Source organism: Neobacillus sp. B24 (assembly GCF_055381825.1).
In genome coordinates, this window is the sequence record NZ_AP035777.1 from 3,705,243 (window position 1) to 3,731,418 (window position 26,176).

Annotated in this window: 36 protein-coding genes; 11 read left to right on the forward strand and 25 right to left on the reverse strand. The window is 39.9% G+C overall.

Annotation, left to right across the window (positions count from 1 at the left end):
• Nucleotides 1–97: 97 nt before the first annotated feature.
• Nucleotides 98–391 (forward strand): DUF6509 family protein, encoded by a 294-nt coding sequence (locus ACZ43M_RS18170; protein WP_464508053.1) that lies wholly within the window; start codon nucleotides 98–100, stop codon nucleotides 389–391.
• Nucleotides 392–424: 33 nt separating this feature from the next.
• Here ACZ43M_RS18170 and ACZ43M_RS18175 read toward each other — a convergent pair whose 3' ends face one another.
• From ACZ43M_RS18175 to ku, 3 genes are all read right to left on the reverse strand, one after another.
• A complete protein-coding gene (locus ACZ43M_RS18175; protein ID WP_464503933.1) occupies nucleotides 425–628 on the reverse strand; it encodes a cold-shock protein in 204 nt (67 codons plus the stop codon).
• 77 nt (nucleotides 629–705) lie between these two features.
• Nucleotides 706–906 carry a cold-shock protein gene (locus tag ACZ43M_RS18180; RefSeq protein WP_464503934.1) on the reverse strand — a complete coding sequence of 67 codons (201 nt, stop codon included), beginning with the start codon at nucleotides 904–906 and terminating at the stop codon, nucleotides 706–708.
• 230 nt (nucleotides 907–1,136) lie between these two features.
• Nucleotides 1,137–1,988: a non-homologous end joining protein Ku gene (gene ku, locus ACZ43M_RS18185; RefSeq protein ID WP_464503935.1), complete on the reverse strand. Its 852-nt coding sequence runs from the start codon at nucleotides 1,986–1,988 to the stop codon at nucleotides 1,137–1,139.
• Between the two features lie 130 nt (nucleotides 1,989–2,118).
• Here ku and ACZ43M_RS18190 point away from each other — a divergent pair, with 130 nt between their 5' ends.
• On the forward strand, nucleotides 2,119–3,963 hold the full coding sequence (locus ACZ43M_RS18190; protein WP_464503936.1) for a DNA ligase D: 1,845 nt from the start codon (nucleotides 2,119–2,121) through the stop codon (nucleotides 3,961–3,963).
• 19 nt (nucleotides 3,964–3,982) lie between these two features.
• On the opposite strand, the gene dapF is transcribed toward ACZ43M_RS18190, so the two are convergent.
• The 4 genes from dapF to ACZ43M_RS18210 all read right to left on the reverse strand — a co-directional run bounded on the left by dapF (nucleotide 3,983) and on the right by ACZ43M_RS18210 (nucleotide 7,205).
• Complete coding sequence (dapF, locus tag ACZ43M_RS18195; protein WP_464503937.1) at nucleotides 3,983–4,957, reverse strand: diaminopimelate epimerase; 975 nt, start codon at nucleotides 4,955–4,957, stop codon at nucleotides 3,983–3,985.
• Nucleotides 4,958–5,026: 69 nt separating this feature from the next.
• Nucleotides 5,027–5,782: a hypothetical protein gene (locus ACZ43M_RS18200; protein ID WP_464503938.1), complete on the reverse strand. Its 756-nt coding sequence runs from the start codon at nucleotides 5,780–5,782 to the stop codon at nucleotides 5,027–5,029.
• Nucleotides 5,783–5,896: 114 nt separating this feature from the next.
• Nucleotides 5,897–6,751, reverse strand: coding sequence for a patatin-like phospholipase family protein (locus ACZ43M_RS18205; protein WP_464503939.1), 855 nt, complete (start codon nucleotides 6,749–6,751; stop codon nucleotides 5,897–5,899).
• Between the two features lie 130 nt (nucleotides 6,752–6,881).
• Nucleotides 6,882–7,205 carry a DUF4870 domain-containing protein gene (locus ACZ43M_RS18210; protein ID WP_464503940.1) on the reverse strand — a complete coding sequence of 108 codons (324 nt, stop codon included), beginning with the start codon at nucleotides 7,203–7,205 and terminating at the stop codon, nucleotides 6,882–6,884.
• Nucleotides 7,206–7,372: 167 nt separating this feature from the next.
• On the opposite strand from ACZ43M_RS18210, the gene ACZ43M_RS18215 reads away from it, so the two are divergent.
• Both ACZ43M_RS18215 and ACZ43M_RS18220 read left to right on the forward strand, forming a co-directional pair.
• Nucleotides 7,373–8,500, forward strand: coding sequence for an amidohydrolase (locus tag ACZ43M_RS18215; protein WP_464503941.1), 1,128 nt, complete (start codon nucleotides 7,373–7,375; stop codon nucleotides 8,498–8,500).
• Between the two features lie 303 nt (nucleotides 8,501–8,803).
• Nucleotides 8,804–9,361 (forward strand): GNAT family N-acetyltransferase, encoded by a 558-nt coding sequence (locus ACZ43M_RS18220; protein ID WP_464503942.1) that lies wholly within the window; start codon nucleotides 8,804–8,806, stop codon nucleotides 9,359–9,361.
• 42 nt (nucleotides 9,362–9,403) lie between these two features.
• On the opposite strand, the gene ACZ43M_RS18225 is transcribed toward ACZ43M_RS18220, so the two are convergent.
• Both ACZ43M_RS18225 and ACZ43M_RS18230 read right to left on the reverse strand, forming a co-directional pair.
• The gene (locus ACZ43M_RS18225) at nucleotides 9,404–9,562 is read right to left on the reverse strand and encodes a hypothetical protein (protein ID WP_464503943.1); all 159 of its coding nucleotides are present in this window, start codon (nucleotides 9,560–9,562) and stop codon (nucleotides 9,404–9,406) included.
• 132 nt (nucleotides 9,563–9,694) lie between these two features.
• Nucleotides 9,695–10,480: an SDR family oxidoreductase gene (locus tag ACZ43M_RS18230; protein WP_464508054.1), complete on the reverse strand. Its 786-nt coding sequence runs from the start codon at nucleotides 10,478–10,480 to the stop codon at nucleotides 9,695–9,697.
• Between the two features lie 200 nt (nucleotides 10,481–10,680).
• Between ACZ43M_RS18230 and ACZ43M_RS18235 the strand changes: the two genes are divergently transcribed.
• The 4 genes from ACZ43M_RS18235 (at nucleotide 10,681) to ACZ43M_RS18250 (ending at nucleotide 11,903) form a co-directional block, all read left to right on the forward strand.
• Nucleotides 10,681–10,923 carry a spore germination protein gene (locus ACZ43M_RS18235; RefSeq protein ID WP_464503944.1) on the forward strand — a complete coding sequence of 81 codons (243 nt, stop codon included), beginning with the start codon at nucleotides 10,681–10,683 and terminating at the stop codon, nucleotides 10,921–10,923.
• Nucleotides 10,924–10,941: 18 nt separating this feature from the next.
• Nucleotides 10,942–11,184: a spore germination protein gene (locus ACZ43M_RS18240; RefSeq protein WP_464503945.1), complete on the forward strand. Its 243-nt coding sequence runs from the start codon at nucleotides 10,942–10,944 to the stop codon at nucleotides 11,182–11,184.
• A gap of 83 nt (nucleotides 11,185–11,267) precedes the next feature.
• Entirely contained in the window at nucleotides 11,268–11,687 is a 420-nt protein-coding gene (locus tag ACZ43M_RS18245; protein WP_464508055.1) for an Hsp20/alpha crystallin family protein, read from the forward strand.
• A gap of 15 nt (nucleotides 11,688–11,702) precedes the next feature.
• Nucleotides 11,703–11,903, forward strand: coding sequence for a hypothetical protein (locus tag ACZ43M_RS18250; protein ID WP_464503946.1), 201 nt, complete (start codon nucleotides 11,703–11,705; stop codon nucleotides 11,901–11,903).
• A gap of 42 nt (nucleotides 11,904–11,945) precedes the next feature.
• Here ACZ43M_RS18250 and ACZ43M_RS18255 read toward each other — a convergent pair whose 3' ends face one another.
• The gene (locus tag ACZ43M_RS18255; protein WP_464503947.1) at nucleotides 11,946–12,407 is read right to left on the reverse strand and encodes a FixH family protein; all 462 of its coding nucleotides are present in this window, start codon (nucleotides 12,405–12,407) and stop codon (nucleotides 11,946–11,948) included.
• An 88-nt stretch (nucleotides 12,408–12,495) separates the two neighbouring features.
• Between ACZ43M_RS18255 and ACZ43M_RS18260 the strand changes: the two genes are divergently transcribed.
• Entirely contained in the window at nucleotides 12,496–12,738 is a 243-nt protein-coding gene (locus ACZ43M_RS18260) for a DNA alkylation repair protein (protein ID WP_464503948.1), read from the forward strand.
• Nucleotides 12,739–12,789: 51 nt separating this feature from the next.
• On the opposite strand, the gene ACZ43M_RS18265 is transcribed toward ACZ43M_RS18260, so the two are convergent.
• From ACZ43M_RS18265 to deoD, 3 genes are all read right to left on the reverse strand, one after another.
• Complete coding sequence (locus ACZ43M_RS18265; RefSeq protein ID WP_464503949.1) at nucleotides 12,790–13,614, reverse strand: hypothetical protein; 825 nt, start codon at nucleotides 13,612–13,614, stop codon at nucleotides 12,790–12,792.
• A 127-nt stretch (nucleotides 13,615–13,741) separates the two neighbouring features.
• A complete protein-coding gene (locus ACZ43M_RS18270; RefSeq protein WP_464508056.1) occupies nucleotides 13,742–15,205 on the reverse strand; it encodes a lmo1851 family serine protease in 1,464 nt (487 codons plus the stop codon).
• Between the two features lie 243 nt (nucleotides 15,206–15,448).
• On the reverse strand, nucleotides 15,449–16,153 hold the full coding sequence (gene deoD / locus ACZ43M_RS18275) for a purine-nucleoside phosphorylase (protein WP_464503950.1): 705 nt from the start codon (nucleotides 16,151–16,153) through the stop codon (nucleotides 15,449–15,451).
• Nucleotides 16,154–16,344: 191 nt separating this feature from the next.
• Between deoD and ACZ43M_RS18280 the strand changes: the two genes are divergently transcribed.
• A complete protein-coding gene (locus tag ACZ43M_RS18280; protein WP_285858642.1) occupies nucleotides 16,345–16,473 on the forward strand; it encodes a hypothetical protein in 129 nt (42 codons plus the stop codon).
• Between the two features lie 41 nt (nucleotides 16,474–16,514).
• Here ACZ43M_RS18280 and ACZ43M_RS18285 read toward each other — a convergent pair whose 3' ends face one another.
• From ACZ43M_RS18285 to ACZ43M_RS18305, 5 genes are all read right to left on the reverse strand, one after another.
• The gene (locus ACZ43M_RS18285; protein ID WP_464503951.1) at nucleotides 16,515–16,823 is read right to left on the reverse strand and encodes a hypothetical protein; all 309 of its coding nucleotides are present in this window, start codon (nucleotides 16,821–16,823) and stop codon (nucleotides 16,515–16,517) included.
• 162 nt (nucleotides 16,824–16,985) lie between these two features.
• Nucleotides 16,986–17,756 carry a sporulation protein gene (locus tag ACZ43M_RS18290; protein WP_464503952.1) on the reverse strand — a complete coding sequence of 257 codons (771 nt, stop codon included), beginning with the start codon at nucleotides 17,754–17,756 and terminating at the stop codon, nucleotides 16,986–16,988.
• Nucleotides 17,743–18,528: a serine/threonine-protein kinase gene (locus ACZ43M_RS18295; protein WP_464503953.1), complete on the reverse strand. Its 786-nt coding sequence runs from the start codon at nucleotides 18,526–18,528 to the stop codon at nucleotides 17,743–17,745. The genes ACZ43M_RS18290 and ACZ43M_RS18295 overlap by 14 nt, the downstream gene beginning before the upstream one ends.
• 46 nt (nucleotides 18,529–18,574) lie before the next feature.
• A complete protein-coding gene (locus ACZ43M_RS18300) occupies nucleotides 18,575–18,751 on the reverse strand; it encodes a hypothetical protein (RefSeq protein ID WP_464503954.1) in 177 nt (58 codons plus the stop codon).
• A 154-nt stretch (nucleotides 18,752–18,905) separates the two neighbouring features.
• Nucleotides 18,906–19,079 (reverse strand): YozD family protein, encoded by a 174-nt coding sequence (locus ACZ43M_RS18305; protein WP_464503955.1) that lies wholly within the window; start codon nucleotides 19,077–19,079, stop codon nucleotides 18,906–18,908.
• Between the two features lie 160 nt (nucleotides 19,080–19,239).
• On the opposite strand from ACZ43M_RS18305, the gene ACZ43M_RS18310 reads away from it, so the two are divergent.
• Nucleotides 19,240–19,404, forward strand: a complete 165-nt coding sequence (locus ACZ43M_RS18310; protein ID WP_464503956.1) for a hypothetical protein — start codon at nucleotides 19,240–19,242, stop codon at nucleotides 19,402–19,404.
• A 3-nt stretch (nucleotides 19,405–19,407) separates the two neighbouring features.
• Here ACZ43M_RS18310 and ACZ43M_RS18315 read toward each other — a convergent pair whose 3' ends face one another.
• From ACZ43M_RS18315 to ACZ43M_RS18345, 7 genes are all read right to left on the reverse strand, one after another.
• Entirely contained in the window at nucleotides 19,408–20,103 is a 696-nt protein-coding gene (locus ACZ43M_RS18315) for a hypothetical protein (protein ID WP_464503957.1), read from the reverse strand.
• A gap of 128 nt (nucleotides 20,104–20,231) precedes the next feature.
• Nucleotides 20,232–20,459: a YozE family protein gene (locus tag ACZ43M_RS18320; protein ID WP_464503958.1), complete on the reverse strand. Its 228-nt coding sequence runs from the start codon at nucleotides 20,457–20,459 to the stop codon at nucleotides 20,232–20,234.
• 105 nt (nucleotides 20,460–20,564) lie between these two features.
• Entirely contained in the window at nucleotides 20,565–20,843 is a 279-nt protein-coding gene (locus ACZ43M_RS18325; protein ID WP_464503959.1) for a YokU family protein, read from the reverse strand.
• 12 nt (nucleotides 20,844–20,855) lie between these two features.
• A complete protein-coding gene (gene kamA / locus ACZ43M_RS18330) occupies nucleotides 20,856–22,289 on the reverse strand; it encodes a lysine 2,3-aminomutase (RefSeq protein WP_464503960.1) in 1,434 nt (477 codons plus the stop codon).
• A 166-nt stretch (nucleotides 22,290–22,455) separates the two neighbouring features.
• On the reverse strand, nucleotides 22,456–23,850 hold the full coding sequence (locus ACZ43M_RS18335; RefSeq protein ID WP_464503961.1) for a sigma-54 interaction domain-containing protein: 1,395 nt from the start codon (nucleotides 23,848–23,850) through the stop codon (nucleotides 22,456–22,458).
• A gap of 63 nt (nucleotides 23,851–23,913) precedes the next feature.
• A complete protein-coding gene (ablB, locus tag ACZ43M_RS18340; RefSeq protein ID WP_464503962.1) occupies nucleotides 23,914–24,768 on the reverse strand; it encodes a putative beta-lysine N-acetyltransferase in 855 nt (284 codons plus the stop codon).
• A gap of 139 nt (nucleotides 24,769–24,907) precedes the next feature.
• Nucleotides 24,908–26,176 (reverse strand): peptidase, encoded by a 1,269-nt coding sequence (locus ACZ43M_RS18345; protein WP_464503963.1) that lies wholly within the window; start codon nucleotides 26,174–26,176, stop codon nucleotides 24,908–24,910.

Consider the following 26,176-nt stretch of genomic DNA (forward strand, 5'->3'; position numbering starts at 1 on the left):
ACACTAAAACACGAAAATTGTTCAAAGATAAATTTCATTTTATTTGTGAAAAAAAATGGGATGTGTATAATAATAACGATTACCAAAAATGAAAAGGATGATATGCTTGTACATAACTGGACATACTGTCGAAAAACTTGAAGATCCATTCGGCTTATTATCAGGAGAACGTTATGAATTTTTTCTTGAACTTGAAATAGACGAAGAGGATGAACTATATTCTGAAAACGGTATTGGTTTAAGGGTGCTATTAGGTGTCGAGAATAATCAGTCAAAAATCTTGAATTATCATTTCTTCGAAAAAGGCAGCGAAGCCGTACTTGATTTCGCACTTGAGGAAGACGAGGAAGAAGAAGTTCTCAATTATTGTAAAGAAAATGTGGCAGACTAAAAGAAAAGCAGGGAAGCCCCTGCTTTTTATCTTCTAAAAAAAATGTTTGCTGTGATTAGGAACTGTTTGTAGACTTTTTATTTCCGGGGTCATTTCACTATTGCAAATAGGACATACAGGGACATCGCTGCTTTTAAAGTTATCGCGTATCCAGCATTTGCACAATGTAGAACTGCAAACCCAAATCTTGGTTTCTTCAACTTTGATTTCCTCAGGATTTTTCCTTCCAAACGCCATAGATCTTACCTCCCCTAAATAATTACTAGTAAAAAAGGTGATGCCAGATCTTTAGCATCACCTTTCAAATCGAAGAATTAAACACCCTTAACGTTAGCTGCTTGTGGTCCACGAGCGCCTTCAACGATTTCAAAAGAAACCGATTGGCCTTCTTCTAATGTTTTGAAGCCTTCTGATTGAATCGCTGAAAAGTGTACGAACACATCTTGGCCGCCTTCTGATTCAATAAATCCAAAACCTTTTTCTGCATTAAACCATTTTACTTTACCGTTTTTCATATGCGTATTACCTCCAAAATATTGTTCACTCTTTAAGTCAATTTTACATTTAAAAATAAAAGCCGTCCCCTACACGAATACGGGAAATAGACATCCCCACATTTCGTGCAGTTACGGCTACTAATCCAATAAATATTTAACGATCTAAAAAGCGTACCCTAATTATATCTTATATATACTTAACTGTCAAAAAAAATCCAGCTCAGATATTAAGAAACATTTACTATTATTTAGGCTTCCTTCTTTATTTTTGTTGTCCTTTTCCTGGTTGGTGTTGTTTTCCTTGGTGGTGCTGCTTCCGTTTTTGGTTTTGTGCGATCAATGGACGCCTGTAGGGCAGCCATTAAATCAGTAACATTTGTGGCAGGTGCTTCTTTTGATGCAGCAGTTACTGTTTCTTTTCCTTGACGTTTTGATTCAATCAGTTCTAATAATGCTGTCCTGTATTCATCGGTATATTTTTCAGGGGCAAACTTTGTCGTTAGCTGATCAATCAATAATATCGCAGTTTCAAGTTCCTTTTCTGTCACTTTTTCTTCAGATGGAACATTCGGAACATCCCCTGCCTTACGGACCTCATCTGGAAAATGAATAGTTTCCATCACCAAAGTGTTTTCATATACACGGATAACCGCAAGCTGTTCCTTAGATCGGATTACAATTTTTGCAATTCCAACCTTCTGTGACTCCTCCAAGGCTTTACGAAGTAAAGAATATGCTTTGCCCCCACCCTCGTTTGGGGACATGTAATAACTTCTTTCAAAGTAAATCGGATCAATTTCCTCTATTTTTACAAAGTCAATAATTTCTACTGCTTTGTCTTCATTTTCCTTGCGAAGCTTTTCAAGATCCTCTTCATCAAGTACAACGAATTTTCCCTTTGTATACTCATACGCCCTGACAATTTCCTCCGGTTTGACCTCTTCTTCACAGACAGTGCAAACTTTTTCATATTTAATTGGGGCGTGGCATTTCTTATGCAAGGTCCTCAGTTTAACATCCTTATCCTCTGTTGCAGTATGGAGCTTTATCGGGATATTGACAAGTCCAAAGCTGATACTGCCCTTCCACATCGTATGCATAGACTACTCTCCATTCTTTTTTATGTTAGTTTTTGCGGCGATAGTCTATGCATTCCTAAAAACAACTGGAAAATGGATGATTACCTTGCTTTATCCGTAAAATATATGAAAACAATAGGAGGAATCGAAAATGAAACCGATGCTTCCGACGCTCACTTTTGAAAGTCCTGAACAGCCGGATTGGCTCTATGAGGTGAAATACGATGGGTTCCGGGCCTTACTTAATTGGAATGAGAACGGAATTGAAATAAGCAGCCGAAATGATAAATCACTGATGCCCCAATTTCCGGAGATTAGGGATTTTTTATTAAAGTACGAAAAGGAATTTCAGCCTTTTCTACCGCTGCGGCTGGACTGTGAGTTGGTTGCACTTGAAAACCCATATAAAGCAAATTTTTCAGCCATACAGGTTCGCGGCCGGTTAAAAGCAGTTAAAAAAATATCCGAACAGGCTAAAAATGCACCCTGCCGGCTGATGGTATTTGATTTACTTGTACTGAAAGGAACGCAGCTTAGCTCGCTTGACTTTCGAACCAGAAAAGCCAAATTAATAAACACATTTCAGGAAGTGGGGCTGAATTTAAAAGCAGATCCCTATAACGACCAGCTCCTTCAATTGGTTACTGCCTATGAAGATTTCCAAGAAATTTGGGAAAAAGTTGTTTTATATGACGGGGAAGGTATTGTAGCCAAACATAAAAACAGCCTTTGGGAGGAAGGAAAGCGGACACAGCTTTGGCTGAAATACAAGAATTGGAAATACGTAAACTGTTTTGTTACTGCCTATGATAAAAATAATGGGTATTTTTACGTGGGTGTTTATCGAAACAAAGAAATTTTTGAAATTGGCCAGGTCTTATTCGGCTTTAAACCTGATGAGAAGCAAGCGCTGGCTCAAATTGTTAAACAAAATATGGTACATGAGGATAGCCAATATATTTATGTCGAACCTGCCATCTGTCTGGAAGTAAAATATTTAGAACTATATGATAACCAGCTTCGGGAGCCTCATTTCCACCAATTTCACTTTGATTTGGAACCGTTAGAGTGTACATACGAACGGTTTCTGTTCGAGCAAAAAAATCTGCCCGGAGATTTGGAGATTACCCATCCTGATAAGCCGCTTTGGGAGCAGTATGATATCCAAAAAGCTGACTATATCCTTTATCTCAGAGAGGTTTCTCCCTACATGCTGCCATTTTTGAAAAATCGCTTGTTAACTGTTATCCGCTATCCTCACGGGATGTTTGGCGAAGCATTTTATCAAAAGAACTGTCCGGACTATGCTCCAGATTTTGTCCAAACTTTTCAAACTGATGAAATAAACTATATCCTGTGCAACAATCTTAAAACGCTGGTCTGGCTGGGAAATCAATTGGCAATTGAATTTCACGTTCCGTTCCAGACAATTAACAGCAAAGGGCCCAGCGAGATAGTCTTTGATTTGGACCCACCGTCAAAGGAAGACTTCCATTTGGCCATCAAGGCTGCCCTATACATTAAAGAGGTACTGGATCAGTTAAACCTGATTGGGTTTATTAAAACGTCTGGAAATAAAGGGCTACAAATTTATCTTCCGTTGCCGGAGGACGAATTCACCTATGATGATACAAGGCTATTTACCAGCTTTATTGCTGACTACCTTATCTCAAAAGATGCTGACTCTTTTACAATTGAAAGAATGAAAAAAAAGCGTGGAAATCGGCTATATGTTGATTATGTCCAGCATGGAGAAGGAAAAACAATTGTTGCGCCGTATTCGATGCGAGGGAATCAGCATGCTGGCGTTGCCACTCCTCTTTATTGGGAGGAAGTAAGTGAGAAGCTTGAACCAAAGGATTTCACGTTTCAAAACGCCTTATTGCGCCTTAAAAAACAAGGCGACCCATTTAAAAATTACTTTCAAACGAAGCAGATCCAGAACTTCGCTCCTGTTCTTGAGGTATTAAAACAAAAGAATCCAAAAAAAGGATAAGGCACCAGGCCTTATCCTTTTAATTTCTTGATAAAAATTCCTGCACTTCTGCTTTCAGTTTTTCGTAAGATGCCTGCTCGGTCATTTCTTGTTTTGAATCCACTGTTAAAGTATTATCTTCTAAATTTACACTAACAGCAGCCTGATAATTGTAGGTAGCATTTCCAATCAGGTCAATTTGGTAAACTCCATCATATTGATGCACAACACACTGAACCCTGCCGCCATCATTATAAACGTCGATTATGCGCTCAAACTGGTTAATCTCCTGCAGGCAGGTAACGAGAGAAGAAGCCGACATCGCTGTCCCGCAGGCATTCGTAAAACCAACTCCACGCTCGAAGGTCCGAACATAAATAGCGTTAGACATCAGCGGTCTGACAAAGCTGACATTTACTCCATCGGGAAACAGCTCGTTCGGGCCGTTAACCTTTTCACTCAAATACTTTTGAATGTTTCCTTGCAGCTTGTCTTTTTCAATAATGGCAATCAAATGAGCGTTGGGCACTGCCAATGCCGTAAACCTTAACTCTTCTGAGAGCTGGCTAATTTTTTCATTTATTAATGTTGGTTGATCTAATTGCAGCGGAAGGGCACTCAATTCAAACAATACGGGCGATATTTCCACTTGATAGGTATGGACTTGTTCAAAAAGGTCCTCTTGCTTGCTCACCTTAAGGTCTGCCTTCATTGTTTCAATCACAGCCTGCTCCACCCCTAGGTGCTCACAAATATAGCGGGCCACCAAGCGCAGTCCATTTCCGCACATAGATGCCTCTGAGCCATCGGCATTAAACACTCGCATCCTGCCGTCAGCATGCTCACTGTTCATCACGTAAAGAATGCCGTCGGCACCGAGCTCAGAATCCCGATTGCATAACAGTTTCGCCAACGCGCTTCTGTCTGCCTCTGTAAATGTATAATGGTTGGTGATTTCATCGATAATGAAGAAATCATTTCCGGATCCATGTCCTTTAATTAATTGAATTTCCATCTGTTGATCCCCCAGTTAGTTTACAATTTCATATAGTTTATCATATCAAACATTACTCCAAGGGGGAATTTATCTGATAATAAAAAATTCATGAATTAAAAAGCCCATAATTAACAGCTTATCCTTCTCCGATAGGTGCTCTCGGAATGACAGTACTGGTGTATTCGGATCCGGGAACAGCTCGTGCCACTGCACTCTCATCCAGCCTCGCCGAAGCCTTGCTGCAACTTGCTGGGAATTAGTTACTACTTTTTCATCCATAAATATAGTTGAGCCTTCAATATAATAAATTAGTTTTTCGTTTGCATCATACAGCAATTTCTTATTTTTTCTTACTTCGACATAGCCGATATAATTCCTCACTAAATCATAGACTGCCACTCTATTGCTTTTTACGGTAAAGAACCCCATTTTTGTTCCGTCATCGTAATGAAGGGTATAGGCTTTCCCTAGGCTAAATTTTGTTTTACGAGCCCTTCTTATGGTACCTGCCAAAAGCCCATTTGAGAAAAAGATTTTCAATTCCGGAGATTGTGTCTTTTGAAAAAGAACTAGTAAATAGGGGTCATCAAAAAGAGAGTGGCTGTTATTTTCCAGCCTGTCAACAAAAGTCTTTCCGATGGTAAAAGACTGACGCATCCGAAAAAGATAGAAGTGAAAGCTTATAAAACTATAAATGAAGAATGGCATTGCCATGACCATGAGTTCTGGCCTATTAATAAATAATAGATTCCCTACAATAATGAAAGCCGCTGGACCCAATGATACAATACTCCCATTCAGGCTGAGAGCCGCTGAATCCTGATAATATCTGCTAATATTCATCTTGAAAACCCCTCGTCGTTCGTCTCCTCTTATATCAGTTTATTTATGTTTGGGGTAAAAAATGATAGAAGATTTCTAGCAGAAAAAAAGAAGAGTCAGCTATGGCTCTTCTTTTTAAGATTTTAGATAGTTTATGATGGCAGACATTGATTGCTTTGCATCCTCAAATCCCTGATTGTAGAGTTGCGTTAATTTCTGGGGATTTCTTTCAATTCTGCCAACCTTGAGCGGTTGTGTCGGCCGGATAATAAATACTTTGCCTTGTTTCTCCTCCTGCTCAAGGTATTCAATTGTTTCATTATAGATTTGATAACGATTGCGCAATACCTGTAACAGACCCTTGTATTCGGGATATCTCCGATCTGCCATGAAGTGGAATTTTCCAGGTTTTTTTCGGTAATCAGAATTCCTTGTTAAAATAACAATGTTTTTTCGATTGCCATCTTGTTGTGCCTTTTTAATTGGAATCGGATCACTGATTCCGCCATCGAGTAAAACTTTATTTTGGAAGCGTACCTCCGGAGCAATAAATGGTAATGAGCTGGATGCCCGCAACACCGTTAACAAGTCATCTCCATAGTCTTGTTTATGAAAATAGACTGGTTCCCCGGTTACACAATCTGTTGTGCCGACGACAAATTCAGCCGGATTTTCTTTAAAGCGATTGAAATCGTAAGGGATATGTTTATTTGGAATCTCATCAAAAATAAAATCCATGCCAAAAATTTGGCGATTTTTAAAATAATTTTTCCAAGAAATATATCTTGGGTCCGCTGCATATTCAATAGTAACGGTTTTATTTCTCCCCTTTTGCATCGATAAGTAGGAAGCAGCATTACATGCTCCTGCTGAAACGCCAATGACGTATGGGAATAATAATTCCTGCTCCAAAAAGTATTCCAGAATGCCGGCTGTATACACACCGCGCATTCCGCCGCCTTCTAATACTAAACCGACTTGCTCTGACACGCTAAATCGTCCTTCCTTCTTTCTGGAATAATAGTCATTATAGTTTATCGGCAAAATTAAGCCAAATGAAAAGACTTTTTAGGTAATAGAAAAGCCCGGCAAATGTTTGCCGGGCCCGGTTTACCAACACTTACTTAATAAGCCTAAAGATAAGCGGGAATCGATATTCTTTCCCTTCATATGCCTTCACAGCCGCAATGATGTTAAAAATAAATGCCGCTATCCCTAAAACCCAAAGAAGGAGCGCTCCAATCAGAATCAGGACCAAAATCCCGCTAATAACAGAGTAAATAAAGTAAGAAATCATAAAATTAAAATATTCGCGACCATGATAATCGATGAATGCTGACTCATCTTTCTTCAGAATCCAAATAATCAACGGTCCAATCACCGGTACAAAGAAATTAAGCACATACATGACAGCTGCAAACGTTTTTTCTTCATTTGTAACCATTTAGGTTCCCCCCTTAAAAATACTGCTTTCTTACTATTTACGCTTCATTGACCCTAAAGTTTCATGCTTTATAGAAATTTGTAATTTGGCACTGTCTACTTTTCGCCACAGGCCACTGCCTGCTAAAATGTTCTAAATACCACTATCACGTTAAGAAAGGTTTTATCATGACGAAATTATTGTTAAAAAATGCTTATATATATCCTATAACCGCAAAGCCGATTCCTTCCGGTGATGTACTGATTGACAATGGCAAGATCATTCAAACTGGTACAAATCTGATTACGGAAACAGACGTAAAGATTATCGATTGTTCCGGTTTATACCTATTTCCAGGCTTCATTGATGTTCATACCCATTTGGGGCTGTATGATGAAGGGACTGGATGGGCTGGAAATGATGCTAATGAAACGGCTGAAGCTCTGACACCTCATATACGGGCCATAGATGGAGTCTACCCACTGGACCCGGCATTTACCGATGCTGTTAGAAGCGGGATCACAACGGTCCACATTATGCCGGGAAGTGCCAATGTGATTGGCGGAACTACCTCGATTATCAAAACAACAGGAAGAAATATCAAGAAAATGATTGTCCAAGAAACGGCTGCCTTAAAAATTGCCTTGGGGGAAAACCCAAAACGGATTCATAGTCATGGAAATAGTAGCTCGATAACGAGAATGGGAATAATGGGGATGCTTAGAGAGGCCTTCTATCAAGCGATCAATACAGATAATCCAGAAGACCTAAGGATTAGCCCGCTGATTATGGCTTTAAAACGAGAAATACCTGTTAGAATCCACGCCCACCGAGCTGACGATATTATTACAGCTGTGAGATTAGCTGAGGAATTTAATCTTGATCTGAGGATTGAGCACTGCACTGAAGGTCACCTGATTGCCGATGAACTTGCAGGCATGGGATTGAAGGTATGCGTCGGCCCTACACTGACCAGAAAATCTAAAATAGAATTAAAAAATAAAACGTGGAAAACCTATCAAGAACTTACCGAGCATGGTGTTGAGGTTTCGATTACAACGGACCATCCGTATACTCCAATACAATACTTAAATATTTGTGCATCACTGGCGATGCGGGAAGGATTGACTGAACAAAAGGCACTTGAGGGCATTACAATCCTTCCGGCAAGAAATTTAAAAATCAATCAATATGTCGGCAGTATTGAACCCGGAAAAGATGCTGATCTAGTATTATGGAGCCATCACCCTTTTCATTATCTGGCCAAACCAAAATGGACCATGATTGCTGGTGAGTTTGTATACAGAAATGAGTAGAATTTTGTTGAAAAATGGTAAAAACTTTTAACGGAAAATCAAACAAAAATCTATTTCTTTTTTTCTTTTTTTCGGTTATTATACTCTAGGTAAAACTGTTTTAGACCGAACGTAATGGAGGCTTATCTCACATAATCGGCAAAATAAAAATTTTTATATTGGGAAGGCAAATGGTGCGCCACCAGGTTACTGGTTCTAGTGGGTTCGATTCCCACCCCGAAATTTTTTTTCAACTTAAAAAAATTTCGAGGGTGGGCCGCTTCTTTTGACATGGAAGAGGAATGCCCTAATGGAGGGATTTTCATGCTAAAGAAACGCGATATTCACGACAGCCACGTACTTTACGACCTAATGACGCACCCGGATGTCTTCCCTTTTGTGCGCCATAAAGCCGCTTCCTACGAAGAATTTTTATTTATTACAAAGCAAACAATTGAAGCAGAGGAACGCGGAGAGCTTATCTCCCGGACCATTTTAGATGAGTGGGACGCCCCAATCGGGACAATCAGCCTATACGACCTTGAAGAAAATGCTGGATTTTTGGGCACATGGCTTGGGAAACCTTATCATGGTAAAGGCTACAATAATTTGGCGAAGGATGCTTTTTTTCAAGAGCTTTTCTATGAATTAGGGATTGAAACAGTGTACATGCGGATTCGAAAGGTAAATATCCGTTCGATTAAAGCGGCAGAGAAATTACCCTATGTTCTAAACGCAAGCGAAACAAGAAAATCACTGTATAATCAAATAAATGCAAATGGTGACATCTTTAATTTATATGAGATCCCAAAGGATTTATATACGCTCAATCTGTTGCGGAATGGGGCACAAACAGAACCATCACAGCGTCTTGAAGCTTAAAAGCAATCGGTAATATACCGATTGCTTTTTATTTAATAAAAATTATTCCGTTATATTTTGCTCTAGCGATTCATTTATTTCACTAATACCCATTTGGAGCAAAAATTCTTCTAGTTCCTCGTTTGTCAAGGTTTCAAAACGGCCATCATGAAAAAATACTTGGGTTTGATTAGGGTTGATTCGATTGATGTTAAAACTCATTTTCTTTGCTCCTTTCATTGATGATTACTTCCTATTATCTTCAAAAGGAGCCAATTTCATACCTGAAATACAAATTGTTCAAAAAATTTAAACACTAATGAATGCAAAGCTATTAATTTAATTCAGTCCATTTTATTCCGGATCCGGATACTTATAGACCTTTCCCAATACGTCAATCCCTCCAGTAACCGGCAGCACGCTGCCAGTGATAAAGTCTGAAGCTTCATCGACAAGAAAACCGATGACTCTGGCAATATCCTCCCCTGTTCCCTGGCGCCCGGCTTGAGAGTGGTTATTCATTTCAAGCAAGGCATCATTTATACTTTTTTCTTTCCAATCGTTCGTAATGTCTCCCGGACAAACCATATTTGCTGTAATTCCATATTCCGCCTCTTCCATCGCAATTGTCCTTGTTAAGGAGGCTAATCCCGTTTTTGCCGCAGCAAACGCCGACCTGTATATCCAACCTGGGGCGGTTTCAACCCTGTCAAAGCCTAAAGTAATGATTCTGCCCCACTTTTGTTTTCTCATGTTTGGAAGTATCAGCTTTGACAAATAAAAAACAGCATTTAGATTTCCGTTTATTAAGTAGTTCCATTCATTCAAGGTATAGTCTGTCATTCGTTTCCGCTCATGAATGTAGGGTCCGGCATTATGGACTAACACATTCACAGTATCAAATACGGAAAGAGTTTCATTTACGATCCGGACACAATCTTGCTGAACCGATATATCTCCCTGGACAACTATATTTTTTGTTCCATATTTCTCGTTTAATTGGCTGGCTAAAGACAAGGCCTCTGACTCACTGTTTCGAAAATTAATGGCAAGCTGGTACCCTTTTTCTGCCAAACAAAGTGCCGTCCTTTTTCCTATTCCGGATGCTCCTCCTGTAACCAAAGCGGTTTTTACTTTCACCAAACCATTACCTCTCTGCTCATAAAATTTTTATTTTTACTTCTTACTATATGTTAAAAACTTTCATTCATATATGCAAATATTTGCATTTGCTATCAGTGGAAAATATCTATGTCAGCTGTTCTTGGATTAATTAATAACGATTGGGCATTCATCTGCATAGTATGATGTAATGAATGAACACAAAGGGATGTGACAGCATGCAGACTGTAATAAACATTTTCAGCTTAAAAATTAACAATGTATCGAATAACGGGTCTGTCAACATCGGGGATGCCCTCCATAACGCACATACCGCCAACACTAAATCTCAGGGACAAAATTCTTCGTTTGGAGATTATGCACCACCGACTGCTGCCATGGAAAATGTATTTATAGATCCGGATATTAATGATATGGGAGATATTGCGAATCCATCAAACGTCTATTCAAATCCCATATAAAAAGGACTGAAAGCAACAATGCCCTTTCAAATAAATATTTTTAACATAAAAAACAATGCCATAAACAATAACGGGAATATCGATATTGGCCCTATTGTTCACAACAGTCATACCTCCAACCAGAAACTAATCGGAACGAATGCAGCGTTTGGAGATATATCACCGTCTTCCTCGTTTCATCTAAATGGTTATACGGATATCGATGTGTCCGACCAAGACCAAATCGCCAACCCATCAGCGCCAATTTCAAATCAACTTTAATCTTAAAAATGAAAGGATGAAAAGAAATGTTCCCCTGGAATATGTTTCCCTTTAATAAAGATATGAGGGATACCTTGCAAAAAATGAAACCTGAAGAAATAGACAAATATGTTCAAGATATCATGGGAAAAGTCTTGCCGGCAAACATGAATGGAATGATGAACCCAATGGAAATGTTGAAAGGCGCGAATGCTACGGGTTTTCAACAGCCAGCCTCTGTTGATAGTTTAAATTCCACAGCTTATGAAACCCACGACTATGTTTTTGTCAGAATCCCAATGAGAAATGACGACTGGGTTAAGAAGCTCAGTTTATATCACACCTCCAATCAGTTAATTGTGGCCAATATTCCAAATTCGGAGGACCAGCATACAATTACCCTTCCAGCGATTGTTAAAAAAAAGGGTGCATCGGCCAACTATAAAGATGGAGTGCTCGAGGTAAAGATTCCTAAAAATATTGATATGCAATATTCGCAAATTGATGTTTCGGAAATTTTATAACCATTGGGGGGTACTATGGGGACTCTTTCTGTAAAAAAAGTATTTGTTAAAAATGTTACCATCAGCTTAAATTTGGGCCAAGTAAATATTCATGAAATAACTGGTCATTTAAATATCGGAAATACTTATGAAGGAAACTATTCTGAATTAATTGAAGAAAAATTAATTCAAAAATTGGGTAGAGTTCCTGAAAAAACTAACAAAGACAGCTATTAAATGCTGTCTTTGTTAGTTTTTTAGTTATTGTCCTTGATCTTATTAATGGTCACCTTCCATATCCATTCCATTCATGGATTTGGTTGAGTTGGCTTCCTCAGGTTCACTTGCACTTCCAACGATAAATTCCTTTTTGGGCATATTATGCATATCTCTAGCACTGACATGAGAGATGATATAGTAGGTCCCTTCTCGGTCAAAACTTTTCACAAGTCGATAGATTCCATTTTCAGCATGCTTTATATCTATTTTTTCATGTTTTTCATCATGTGCCCGCCAAATTTCAAAGGTCACCTCATCTGCATCAGTTACTGCTTCTTTACCTTGTGTTACTGTTGCTTCAAATGTAATCGCCTGATTTGGCTCTGCTTCTTCCGGGTTAACCGATAGCTTTACTTCCAATAACTCCGGCATTTGTGTATTTTGATGCTCTTCTGCTTTACTGCATGAAACAGCAAACAATAACAATAATAACGAGATTAAACCCGCTAAATACTTTTTCATATCCATTCCCTCCTCTTCACTTGCATTGTACATATTTACCAACATTATTGCAAAATATAAAGTCATATAAGCCAATTAGGAGGAATCTATGTCTACACCGTATAAATGTCCAAATTGTAAAACGAATCGAAGCAGATTTAATATTATTCAACAAGTTGCCCAATCTGTTAAACTTGACCCGGCATCTGGTTCCGTCCTCAAAGAATATACCGAAAATGATTTGGAACCCTTCCACCTTCCCTACCAGGGCCCCGAATATCGCATTCAATGCGGGGTTTGCGGCTTAATTGAGGATGAACGGACATTTATTAAGTTTGGTGAACAACCATAACAAAAAAACACCTTTATTATCGGATATCCGTATATAAAGGTGTTTTTCATGTTATTTAAGATTATTTTCAGTAATAAAGTCGAGTGAGTCCACCTTCCATGCATCCATAGGTGAAAACCTAGCTAAATGAACTTCACCGTTAAATCGTTGGTGGCCATCATTTTTTATGTCCCAATCAATTACGATTGGGACATCCAAACTTATTTCACCTGCCAAATCTTCAGGTGGCAATAATTCAATCCTCGTTATAGCGACATTTTCAACCTTATCCAGTATTGGCCGCCATTTAACCTTCTGCAGCGATGCTTGAGAAGTGACCAGTGAATCCTGCTGTTTAAATCCGGCAACATACGCCTCGATTACCTCGTATGGGTTAGCGCTGCCAAGATAGTTGGCTAATTTGCCTGCTGCCTTAAGAATCATTAGTTTATGAGATAAATCCATAGAATTTGTTCGATGAGTGGTACTTCCATAAAAGTGGATGCAGAAATGCCCGGGAAAGTTATTCTTTAATGCTCCTGCACCATGCGGCATCCCGTGCATCGACGCGGCAATACGGCGATCCTTACTAATAACGATAATGGCCCGTCGTTTCCAGCTCCATTTACCGCCATATATTTTTTTCATGATTTTCGTATCCTTAACTGTTAATGGCTGAACATCCGCATGGTGGCTCCCCGCACGCCGTTGCACGGTAAATTTTTTTCCGGTTTCTAGGTCTAGAACTGTATACTTTGAATAACGAGGCAGCAGCTTGTCCACATCCTCCCATTGGAGCATTTCGACTTTTGTGCTGCTCTTCGTTCCGGCATATATCCCCTGCTCTGACAGAGGAACCAATATTAACAGAAAAATTAATAGGGCTGTCTTTCTCATTGAATCCCCCTTTCAGCTCTTTATAGTACATTTAAAGAGTTACCTGAGGGATAACTTATCATTCATACATAAGAGGTTGAATTACTGAAAAAAAAAGACTGTCACTTTGGACAGCCTTCTTTAAGGTTTATTTCATTCTTTCTTTTAATACTTCGACTGCTTTTTGGACTTGGGTATCATTTGCAATAATTTGTTCTCTTAACAATTCCATGAGTTTCAGGCTGGATTCGCCTTTTAGGATTCCATCTCCTGGGAGATTATTGGCATTCTGAAAAGCGGTAACTGCCTCTTTGGTTTTATCATCGAAAAAGCCGTCTTCACGACCAGGATCGTAGCCTAGTGCTTTAAGCATTTTTTGTGCAGTTTTAACCTCTTCTGATGCAGTGGAAATGGCCAATTCCTTATCCGGATTGATAATGGGCAAGGTCGCATATTCTGGCAGGGCCACTTCTACATCCGGTCTAATTCCTTTCTTATGAATCCAATTGCCATTCGGTGTCAACCATTTCGCAATGGTAAATTTAATATTTGAGCCATCGGTAAAATTAGTTGCTGTTTGAACAGTTCCCTTACCGAAGGATTTTTCACCAACGAGTGGAACACCCGCTGATTCTTTAACGGCTGCAGCAAGGATTTCCGAAGCACTGGCACTGCCTTTATCAATCAAGACAACTAAAGGAAGATCTGGGTTCCCTGTATTTTGTGAACCAATTTCTTTTATTTTCCCATTCCGGTCTTCTTCTTTAACAATTACTTTCCCTTTTGGAACAAACATACTAGAAATAGAAATAGCTTGATCTAATAATCCGCCCGGATTTTGTCTTAGATCTAAAACAAGCCCCTTCATACCCTTGCTTTGTAAATCATTCAGAGTTTGTGTTAGTTCTTTCGAGGTATTTGTGGAAAAGCTGGTAATCTGAACCTTTGCAATTTGGTCATCTACCATTTCCCCATAAACCGTTTCGATTGGAATTTCATCACGGGTAATCGGTACTGTCATTGGCGCTTCTGACCCGGGTCTAGAAATCGTCAATTCCACCTTGGTTCCTTTTTTACCGCGAATGAGGGTTACTGCTTCTGTGGATGTCATACCTTGAAGACTTTTGCCATCGACAGAAACAATAATATCGTTCGGTTTTAATCCAGCCTTTTCGGCAGGAGACCCCTTAATCGGGGATACAATAACAATATGGCCATCTTTTTCTTGAATTTCTGCACCTATTCCTTCAAAAGATGAAGAAATGCTGCTATGGAAGCTCTTTGCCTCATCTACACTCATATAATCCGAATAAGGATCATCTAATGATTCTACCATGCCATTAATGGCACCGTTTATTAATTTTTGTTCGTTTACTTTCTTGTAATAGTCATCAGTTAATGTATCAAATGCTTCATAAAGTTTTGCAAATTCTTTCCGATCGTTGTTTACCGTAACCACCTTTTCATCTCCAAAAGAAAGGGCTACTGTTGTAATTCCAGCCGACAAAAACACGACCAAAAACAATAGCATGATAAAGTGAAATTTTTTAAAGCGAATATATCCAGATTTCGCATCGGAGCCTTGCTCTTGATCCATTTTTTCTGTTTCCATTTTTTCTTCTTCCAAAGCCTTCACCACTTTCATTAACCATAAAAATACCGTTATTAACAAGTCAATCATTTCAATTTATATAAACCCTTAGTGTTTAGAATAACATCTTTTTTATAAAATTAACAAAGAAAAGATAATGAATTACGAAGAATATCCAAATTTGTCGATTGGGATTTAGTTTTTTGAGAATATAGTCAATTTGGAGATAGAAAGACCCCTTCCGTGGGAAGGGGTCTTTCTTCATTATTCCCTAATAGCTGCTTCTAAAGCTACTTCAATCATATCATTGAAGGTAAGTTGTCTTTCTTCTGCCGTTGTTTCTTCACCGGTTAATATATGGTCGCTGACGGTCAGAATGGATAGTGCTCTCCGATTAAACTTTGCAGCTAAAGTATAAAGAGCCGTCGTTTCCATTTCTATCGCCAATATCTGATACTTGGCCCATTTTTCAAGTTCCGCATTATCATTGTAAAATGAATCAGCCGTAAACACACTTCCTACTTTTAAATTTAGGCCTTTTTGAATACCCGCATCATACGCATTTTTCAGCAATTCAAAATTGGCAGCTGGAGCATAATCAACATGACCAAAGGTTAAACGATTTATATTGGAATCGGTTGAACTTGTCATGGCCAAGATTACATCGCGTACCTTGACGTCCTTTTGAATCGCCCCACAAGTACCAACACGAATCAAGTTTTGGACATTATAGCTGTTCATCAATTCATTCACATAAATAGAAATGGATGGAACACCCATACCTGTTCCTTGGACGGAAATTCTTTTTCCTTTATATGTACCCGTAAAACCAAACATGTTACGAACTTCGTTATAGCAGGTCGCCCCTTCTAAAAAGGTCTCAGCGATGTATTTGGCTCGTAATGGGTCGCCTGGCAGCAATACCGTTTCCGCTATTTCATTTTCTTTCGCGCCGATATGTACACTCATGATATGTTTCCTCCTATCATAATTGGTACTATTTATCATTTTGCACCATAGACACTATACCATAAACCATTTTTTATTAAAAACGTTTCCATACGAAAAAGACATGAATTTTCAATAATGTGGGAAGCTATCGTTAGACTCATGGAGAAATGAGTTGCCATGGATAAATAAGAATATCAGGGGGATTGACAATGGGAAAAAAACATCGTGCGCGTATACAGGGAAAAAAGAAAAATAATCATATTCCGCCGGAAGCTATTGTGGCTGAACATGAAGCCCATGCCAAAGAATTTAGTGCCGCAGGTGGCCGGAAAAGATAATATACAAAAACCTAAGGGGTTTCCCTTAGGTTTTTTACGGGTTACATAAGGGTTATTCTGTTGATTGGAACCCATCCCCCTGGTTTTAGCTGATAATAATGTTGACCGCCGCGGCCTTCATCAATTAAAACAATATCACCGGTAGAAACAAATCTGCCTTTATAATTTGGCGGGATTCTGTCAGTAACATTAAACGTACTAAATGTCTCCTGCAGGCAATCGTTACGATTTTGCGCATGAATCATTGTCCGGAACACCTGTTTATGCCCTTTCCGTTCACGTTGTTTTGGTGTCTGAAAAATCGTCACATCATATTGAATTTCTGTTCTTTTCGTTAACATTCTGATCATGATATCCCTCCAATTGTATAAATTATTTGTTAATTCTAATAATTAAAGGTAGACTGTCTAAATTCCTCCGTAGAAAAACCACTATTTTTGTCGAAAATTAAATTATCTTTAAATAAAAATAAAAAACAATGGAACTAGCATGAGTCCCATTGTTTCAAATCATTATGAATATCTTTGGATAACACTTTGAATTTTCTGTTGTAAATAAGGTATATCAGCATTTGAAACCGTTAGTCTAACGTTTGTTTCATCTGTACCCATCGCCTCAGAGAATAAGCCTGCCAAACCTCGCGCACGACGATCGACTTGGAACATAATATCTAGATCACCATTTCCAGACGGGAAAAACACGACTTCAAGCTCATCCAAACGGCCGCGAAATGGCCCCGATGTTGGAACAAATTCAAATTCCTGGACAAATGGAAGTCGGCCGCGCAATCTACGAGGCGCTTCTTCGCAATCTGCCTCACGAATCCTGAACCCAAGGTTGTCAACTGCATTAAACACAGCCGTCATTAATGGATTGGGAACGACCTTTAAGTAATCTTTATCGCTTGGATCTACACCGCCCTTTATATCCAGACCAGTTGTTACCCATACTTTGGAACGACCAATTGACAGCGGTGTGTCATACGGAAGCTGAAATGTAAATGGGATTTCCTTTCGCTCATTTACAGTAATGACAAAAGGCGATGTGATGCGGAATTTGTCTATTGTAGCAGTAACTGTATATTTTTTATCATCCGATTCTCTTAAGTAGGTCGTGTTTAACGAAAGGTAAATTTCATCGATTTGCTGGTCTATTCTGCCTCCTTTAATTTCAACAACACCCCTGACCGTCTCCCCAGGCATATACGTATCCTTTTCCAGCTTTGTGTCCACCGTTGCAGACCCGATTCCGACGCTTGCAAATACTTTGTTAAAGAACGACATGTTTTTCTCCTCCTAAAAATTCAATTAAATTTGTAATATCTGTTTTCACTTGCTGGCAATGGTCATATGCAGGTTCTAATTGCAGGAGACGTTTCAGTATTTGCTTCGCTTGATTTGAGATGTCCAATTCCTCTTCCCAGCTTTTTTCTTGCATCTTTTCCGGAAAGGAAAAATTGGAATACAGCAAAAACAACAAGAAATGCCCCAATCCATAAAAATCTGCCTGATAGTTGATTTCTTTCCGTACTTCACTGCCCCTTGACCGGCGGTCTTTGTGATGGAGCGGCCGAGCCAACCCCAAATCAATCAGCCTGATGACAGAACCTTCCAAGAGGACATTCGGAATTCGAATATCACGGTGTATAATATTACGGGAATGCAAATATTGTATTTGTTCCAATAATTCTTGGGCTATGGTAAACGCCTCTACTTCAGAAATTTTCCATCCATCAGAAAAAATTAGCTGCTCAAAATTCTTGCCATGAATATATTCCATGGTATAAAAGGGGATCTTGTTATTAACACCATCTTCATAATACCTTGGAAAACCGGGATGTTTCATGGAGATGAGCAATTCTTTTTCCAGCTCAAATCCTCTTAGCCCTGCTTTAGTTTTTCGTTTATGGAGACGCAATGCTTTTAAAACCTTTAGCTTCTTCCATTTTAAATCCATAACTAGATAACTGTTTCCATAGCTGCCTGTTCCCAGGTGTTCCTTAACTTGATAACGGCCGGCAATTAGTTCATCAACAGCGAACTGCTTTTCAAACAACGATGAAATCCATAGAATGAGTCTTTTAATCATACTAATAATAGGGTCAGCTGCTGAAAAAACTGGAAATAAAGCTTCCGCTTTTATGTTTCTTCTTGTAATGGTGATGCCCCATATGACTGTGCTTGTGGTGTTTCATCTTTTTCCAGGCATTGCTTGAGGAGCCGTATTTATGGTGATTCATCTTACTTCCAATAATTGACTTCAGGATTTTTTTGAACATTCAACAATCCCTCCTTCTTCGTACCCATATATACGCAAAAGGGAAATCAAAGGTTTCGTAGATATATAAATTTTTAAAAAATCCAAACAAAAAACGAGCACCAATGGCTCGTCTTTTTATGTTCTTCTATATAATAGGAAGTTCTATTCCTCACTTAATCATCATCAACTTCTTCATCGATAATACTTTTTTCGATTAGATATTCAAACGTAATATCCGCAAGTTCTTCTAATTCTTCCTCACTGGGAACGTATCCCCTTTTTACAAGTTCATGAAAGAAAAATTCAGCAATTTCTTCTGTATCAATAAATACCTCAATTTCTCTCAAGTAATCGCCCCCTTTTTACAGAATGTATGACCATGATAGCTTTTTCATGCTAGTTTCTTACAAATGTGTCATCGCTTAATAATCCCAAAAATAATATTGGTCATATTTATCAAGTGGACAAGCATAGGATGTGATAAAGGAATGATACGGAGGTTATACCATGGAAAACTTAAAATGGAAATGGGAAGCTTGGGTGGAAGATGTTAATCGGGAGGATGGTATCACTCTCCAAGTTTTCGAAACAATTACCGATTTTTTGTTTTATCTGATTAAATGGGGTGCTATACCGTTTATGTGTTATTTGTTGTTTGTAGTTACTAGATAATAGTTAAACATGGCTCTTCCCATCGTTACTCACCAGTGTTTCCAGTTTTTTCAATACGACCCGCATGACCTGATAGTATTCTTGGTCATGGAATAATTCATAAAGTATCCGATAATCATTGAAAATGTCCAATAGATGATCAATTAACTCTTTCTTTTCTTTATTACGGCTGATTTCCTCGAATTCCGCCTTCTTGCCCAGGTTGTGGACATTCAGGCCTTTTCCCGTTTTTTCTTGTTTATTCACTAAGTATAGGAGACCAAGCTTTTGAATAAACGTATCGGCACTCTCTGCGTCAGCAACAAGTGTCAGTTCTTCTTCGCCCACTTCCAGCCATTCTCCATCACTTACGCGGGACAGTTCATATATGACATCTTCCCAGGCATCCTCCTTGTAGCGCCAAATTTCTGTCCGGAAGCCGATTACTTTAAACAGGTCTGCCCCATAGCCGCTTACCTGAACCAAATCCCCGATAAAGAACTTATATTCTATATCAATTTGCTCCTGCTCGATAATTTTGCCATCATACTCTGAAAGCAGCTGCAATGCAGATTCAACAAATAACCCTTGGCCCTTATTTACTTCATAAACATAATCCCCATCGAGCCATTTTACATTTGTGACCCGGCCAACCGTACCGTAAATGGTGATCACCACCGTGTCACCGATGTTATACTTTGGATTTTTCCGTTTCGCCATTTCCTCCCCTCCTTAAGTGCTTGTCGTGAATAATGATTACAATAGTATATGCGGGAGCATTTTTAAAAGCGCATGGCATTTTGAAAATGAAAAAATCGCCTTCGTGTGGAAGGCGACCGATTAGGTTTCTATTGATCGTTTTCTGAAATAATATAAAGCTGCCACGCTTCATCGAAGATTGACATGGACTCGAGGTATTGGCCGTTTAATTCGAGATAGGTTGTGAGTTCGTGGTAATCTCTTGATTGCTTAGGAAAGTCATGGTCCAAATAGGCATCATTAGCAAATACGCTAATACTGTCTTTTGGTGCGGGGTGACGATACTTCATCAAAAAGTGATAAAAGGATTTGCTCATATGATTACGCCTTTCTAACAAAATGTTCTACAACCTACTATAATCGTTTGATCTCATCCCGCGCAAGGAAAAAAACAGGAGCAGCCCAATTATAGGCTGCTCTTGTCATGTAGAAAAATCAAAATAGTTTCTCTTCAATAGTCTGGGAATCCCCATTAATTCCTCGAAAGTAATTACTTTTCCGACCTTTTTGCAATCTATCAAAAATAATTGGTCTTCAATTTCTTTAATAATCGTTTCACTCTGATAGATCATGGAACAATCTGGGCAAGAGTATGCCGGAGTATTTGTGATTTCAATTGCCCTTGTTCCATCCGGCAGCTCCCAATATACTGAATTTGAAGTACTGGTTACATTCTCACAGTGGCACCACTCGCATTGCACGTGAAATACCCCCTATTCTTGTTTTGTATCAGCAGTCATCTTTGCAGATTGTTCTGGTTGATTTTCTTTTTGTTGTAAAGCTTGATATTTCTTTTCCTTCAGTTCATCGCGCTTGCCCCGTTTATCCTTTAATGTTGAGTGAGCAGGATCCTGGTTATATTCCTTGCGCCGGTTTAAGCGCGACAGCCCTTCCGGCACTAGATTAAATTGTTGGTCGTTCATGATTCCGGCAATACCAGTCAGGGACTTTTTCTCATCCATTTCCGGATATACTTCTTTAAAATAGCCCTCAGCTCTGCCGGGAACATAATTTTCAGGCTCCGGATAAGAGGTAATCACACCTTCAAAGTTACGCAGGACGACCTTTTCTGGGCTTTGTGAGATGATGTAATTCGGCTGAACGGCAATCTTTCCGCCGCCCCCAGGCGCGTCAACAACGAAAGTAGGTACAGCATAGCCGCTCGTATGCCCTCTAAGACCTTCGATAATTTCCAAGCCTTTTGAAACTGGTGCCCGGAAGTGGCCGATCCCCTCGGATAAATCACATTGATAGATATAATAAGGGCGGACGCGGATTTTAACCAGATCATGCATCAGCTTTTTCATGATCGGCACACTATCGTTAATGCCGGCAAGAATGACGGACTGGTTACCAACAGGCACACCCGCATTGGCCAGCATTTCACACGCTCGTTTCGAATCCTCCGTAATTTCAATGGACGTATTAAAATGCGTGTTGAGCCAAACAGGATGGTACTTTTTCAAAATATTGCAGAGGTTTTCCGTAATTCGCTGCGGAAACACCACCGGTGCCCTGGTACCAATCCTGATGATTTCTACATGGTCGATTTCACGCAGGTTTTTCAAAATGTATTCCAAAATATTATCATTTATCAACAGTCCATCTCCGCCTGAAATTAACACATCCCGTACCTGGGGTGTCTGACGGATATAGCCAATCGCGGCATCAAGCTGTTTCTTCGGAACCCCCATCCCAATCTGTCCGGAGAAACGTCTTCTTGTACAATAACGGCAATACATTGAACATTGATTGGTAACCAAAAACAACACACGGTCCGGATAGCGATGCGTTAACCCGGGAACTGGCGAATCTTCATCCTCATATAATGGGTCTTCAAGGTCATATTTCGTTTTATAGATTTCCTTTGAAACCGGCACAGACTGCATTCTGATGGGACAGCGCGGGTCATCAGGGTTCATTAGCGACGCATAATACGGTGTTATATTTAAGGGGATTGTTTTCGTAGAAATCCTTACGCCTTCCTCTTCATCAGGGGTAAGATTAATCACCTTTTTCAAATCATCCAATGTGCGGATGGTATTAGTCAATTGCCACAACCAATCGTTCCACTGCTCTTCGGTTACATCTTTCCAAAGCTCTATATCCTTCCAATGCCGTGCCGGCTTATATACAAATTGTTTCATGTACAGCTCCTCCTATCCCGCTTTGCTAACATAATATGCAAGAACCGTGCCAAAGCTTAAACTAGCGGGTGCCCGTTTAATAAAGCACAATCCACCAGGATCTGCTGGAGGGTTTTATTTTAACTCAAGGGACTAAACAGTAAAAAAAGTGCCGAAAGTTCGGCACCTACATGGATAGTTTTTTTAGTTTATATTGTAAAGTCTGCCTCGGTATTTCTAGGAGTTTGGCAGCCTGATTAATATTCCCATCTGATTGCTCCATCGCGTTGATAATCATTTTTTTCTCGAATACCTCAAGATTTTTTCTAAGAGCCATGCTTGCGGACTGTGCACTTTTTCGCTGCGTCGGGACTGAAAGATGTCTCAGCATAATTGGCAAATCAACTATCCCAAGCATTTCCTCTTCACATATATTCATCATATATTCAATTGTATGTTTTAATTCGCGAACATTTCCAGGCCATTGATATTCTTGGAAAAATAATTGGAGGTCTTGATCAACCCCTTGGATATTTTTGTTTAATTTCTTGTTGTATTCAACAATGAAAAAATCGGTTAAAAACAGGATATCCTCTTTGCGTTCACGAAGAGGCAGCAATGAAAAGGTAAAGACATTTAACCGATAATAGAGGTCGGAACGCAGCATTTCCAGCTGCAGGGCCTTATTAGGATGAACATTCACTGCAGCAATGACACGAACATTGACCAATATGTTTTCCGAGCTTCCTACTCTTCTGACCATGCCATCCTCTAACACCCGTAAAAGCTTCGCCTGCAGTTCAATTGGCATTGTATGTAATTCATCTAAAAACAGCGTTCCCCCGTCAGCAAGCTCAAACAAACCTTTTCTGTCAACCGCCCCAGTATAGCTTCCTTTCGCTGTGCCAAACAAAATGCTTTCAAGCAGCGATTCCGGTATGGCTGCACAGTTTTGCGCAATAAATGCACCATTGCTGCGGCGTGATTCATCATGAATTCCTTGAACCAATAGTTCCTTTCCCGTTCCGGACTCTCCATATACAAGAATCGGAGAATCCGATTTTGCCAGCTTTTTTGCTTCTTCTTTCATGCTAATAAAGGTTGAATTAATGGTTTTCAAGTCATTTAATGTATATTTCACCTGTTTGGGCAGCTTTTTCTTTTTCCCCTTATTGAACCCCTTTTGCAAGTCCAGCAGCCTTTCCGATAACAGCTTCATCCTTGAGTAGTCCTTGGCAATTTCCACTGCCCCAATAATTTCCTCACCAAGGAAAATCGGCAAGGTGGTATTAATGGTATCAATTCTAGCCCCATGCAAATTAACATAAACCTGCGTTTGGTTATAGATGGGCTTAGCCGTTTTCATCACCTTTAGCAATGTGCTGGATTCCTCCGTTAACGACGGAAATGCTTCAAATAAATGCTTGCCTAGCACTTCTTTAACTTCCACACCGTCGTGCCTTGCTGCCACCTCATTGTAGAAGATCGTTTTCCCGGACGTATTCACCACATGAATTCCCTCATCAATACTTTTAAGAATGGCCCCCAGTACTTCCTTCGTTAAGGCGGTAAGCTGCCCCATATGATTCACCTGCCTTTCTTAATGTGAAAAGGTGCCGAAAAATTGTCAGGTAAAGCCGAAATCTCAGCAGCTTGCCAAATCCTTTACCCACATGTTCATATTTTCAAGCTTGTCGTAGATATAGACATTATTCATTAACCTTCCCCGATAGGAATAACCAAGCTGATATAAAGCGGCATTCATTCCGAACGAGAGGGCCCTGGCAATACTATAGGCACAAAAGATTCCCTGACTTTTGAGCTCTAGCTCCAATTCTTGAAGGAGCAGCTTCATTAAGCCATATTTCCGATGTTCCTTTAGTGTCGCACAGTCGGTTAATTCGGCATTTTTATAGAACGTATTCATTTCGGCTGATGCCGCACTGACTATATTGTCTTGAAACAAAAAGCCATAATAGATGGTGCCTTCCTGCATCGTCTTTTTTATATACTCAGGATCGTGGAGAGGTGTGGGATAAATCTGAAATACCTGTTGATATAGGGCTGAGAGCTTTTCGGCACAAGTTTCATCCGCCTTTTTTAATTGATAGTCATGGGGAGAATAAGTTTTTTGGGCAGCTGTATCCAATTGATAAATTGAATGAATGATTCCATCTTCGGTAATCCAATGATCATTTTGCTTCCGGTCCGGTGTGTAAAACTTTGAATATAAATAGGCATCGGAACCATGAAAATAGCGGTCGATAACTGCCTCTGGCTGAAGGCCAAATTGAAACAACCTAAGGGAATCTTCCATTCGTCCTTTGAAAATTAATTTTTCTGCCTTCTCCTTGTGAACCAGGACTTCAGCCTGATCCAGAATTTTCATTAGGTTCCCTCGATAGTCATCAATTCGGATTCTTTTATTAAAAGGGTCTAAACAAGCCTCCAGATAAAAACTTTCAGTTTCTATTACACTTGTAATCGGTAATTGCGGCATCCTTTCACTCCTTTTTGTACAAATGGCTTTCTAAGAAAAATGTCTGGCCAAGTTTGCAGCCAGACATTTCGTTGAACTTGGTTCATATACCACTATTTCTCTTTCGGCAGGTACTTTTCCTTCTGATTAATTAAAAATACTATTCTGCTGCTCCACACCATTTTAATAGTGTCAGAGCGATAATTTCGCTGGCGGCAAACATTTCATCGAGAATGATAAATTCGTTGGCGTCATGGGCAATTTCTGTGGTTCCTGGCCCGAAAACAATTACTGGAGTACTGCCGACGTTGGATAGGATCCCCCCGTCTGTTCCCCACGGACTGGCTTCGATGATTGGGGGTTCACCCTTGATCTCTGCGAAACTATCGGTAAGCTGACCCATTAACGGGTGATCACTTACCAGGCTTCCAGGCAGCCACTGGGCACCAAACCATTCAAGCTTAACTGGATTGGCTTCAAACCATTCATCAACGTCCTTCAACTCATGGAGACACCGCTCCATTTCTGCTTGTGCGGCTCTGATGGTTTCTTCCGGTGCCACTCCCATTCGCCCTTCGATAACCGCGGTGTCAGGCACTGAGGATGGCCATTGCCCGCTTATAATTTTGCCAATATTTATTGGAATTGGGATCGCGATTTTCTCATATAGCGGATCAGTGATGGCCTCATTTCTATCTTTCTCCAACTTTTGTAAACTTTGAATAACTGTCATGGATTTCTCAATCGCGCTGACCCCTTCATATCTAGTACCGCCATGTGCTGCCTTTCCGTATACAGTAAGGCGAAACCACATTGAGCCCTGCTGCTTAGGGAAAATTTTCATATTGGTTGGTTCAGGAATAATCGCACCATCTGCCTGATAACCTCTCAGGACAGCTGCGAGCGTGCCGGCACCCCCACTTTCTTCCTCAATCACACTTTGAAAAATAACATCGCCTTTCAGCTTGATTCCTGAAGCGATGATTGACTCCATTGCCATTAACAGTGCCACGGTCCCGCCCTTCATGTCTGTTGCACCTCTGCCGTATAGCTTACCGCATTCGATATGTCCGCTAAAAGGAGCCTTCTCCCAGCTCGCTTGGTCACCAACAGGTACGACATCAATGTGACCGTTTAAAATAATCGATTTCCCGCCGCCGGTTCCTTTTAATACTGCCACTAAATTGGGATTGCCGTCAAAACTTTGCCGGTCGCAGCAAAAGGCAGGATGATTAACAAGTTCTTTCCGATGGAGCTCCCATATGTCAACGGACAATCCAAGCTGACGACATTTTTCAATCAGAATGGCCTGAGCACTGCTTTCCCGTCCTCTTGTACTATCTTCCCGAACAAGCAATTGCAGGAGCCTGGCCCCTCGCGCACGGTTTTCCATCAACCAGCTTCTTACTTTACTTTCATGATTTTTCAA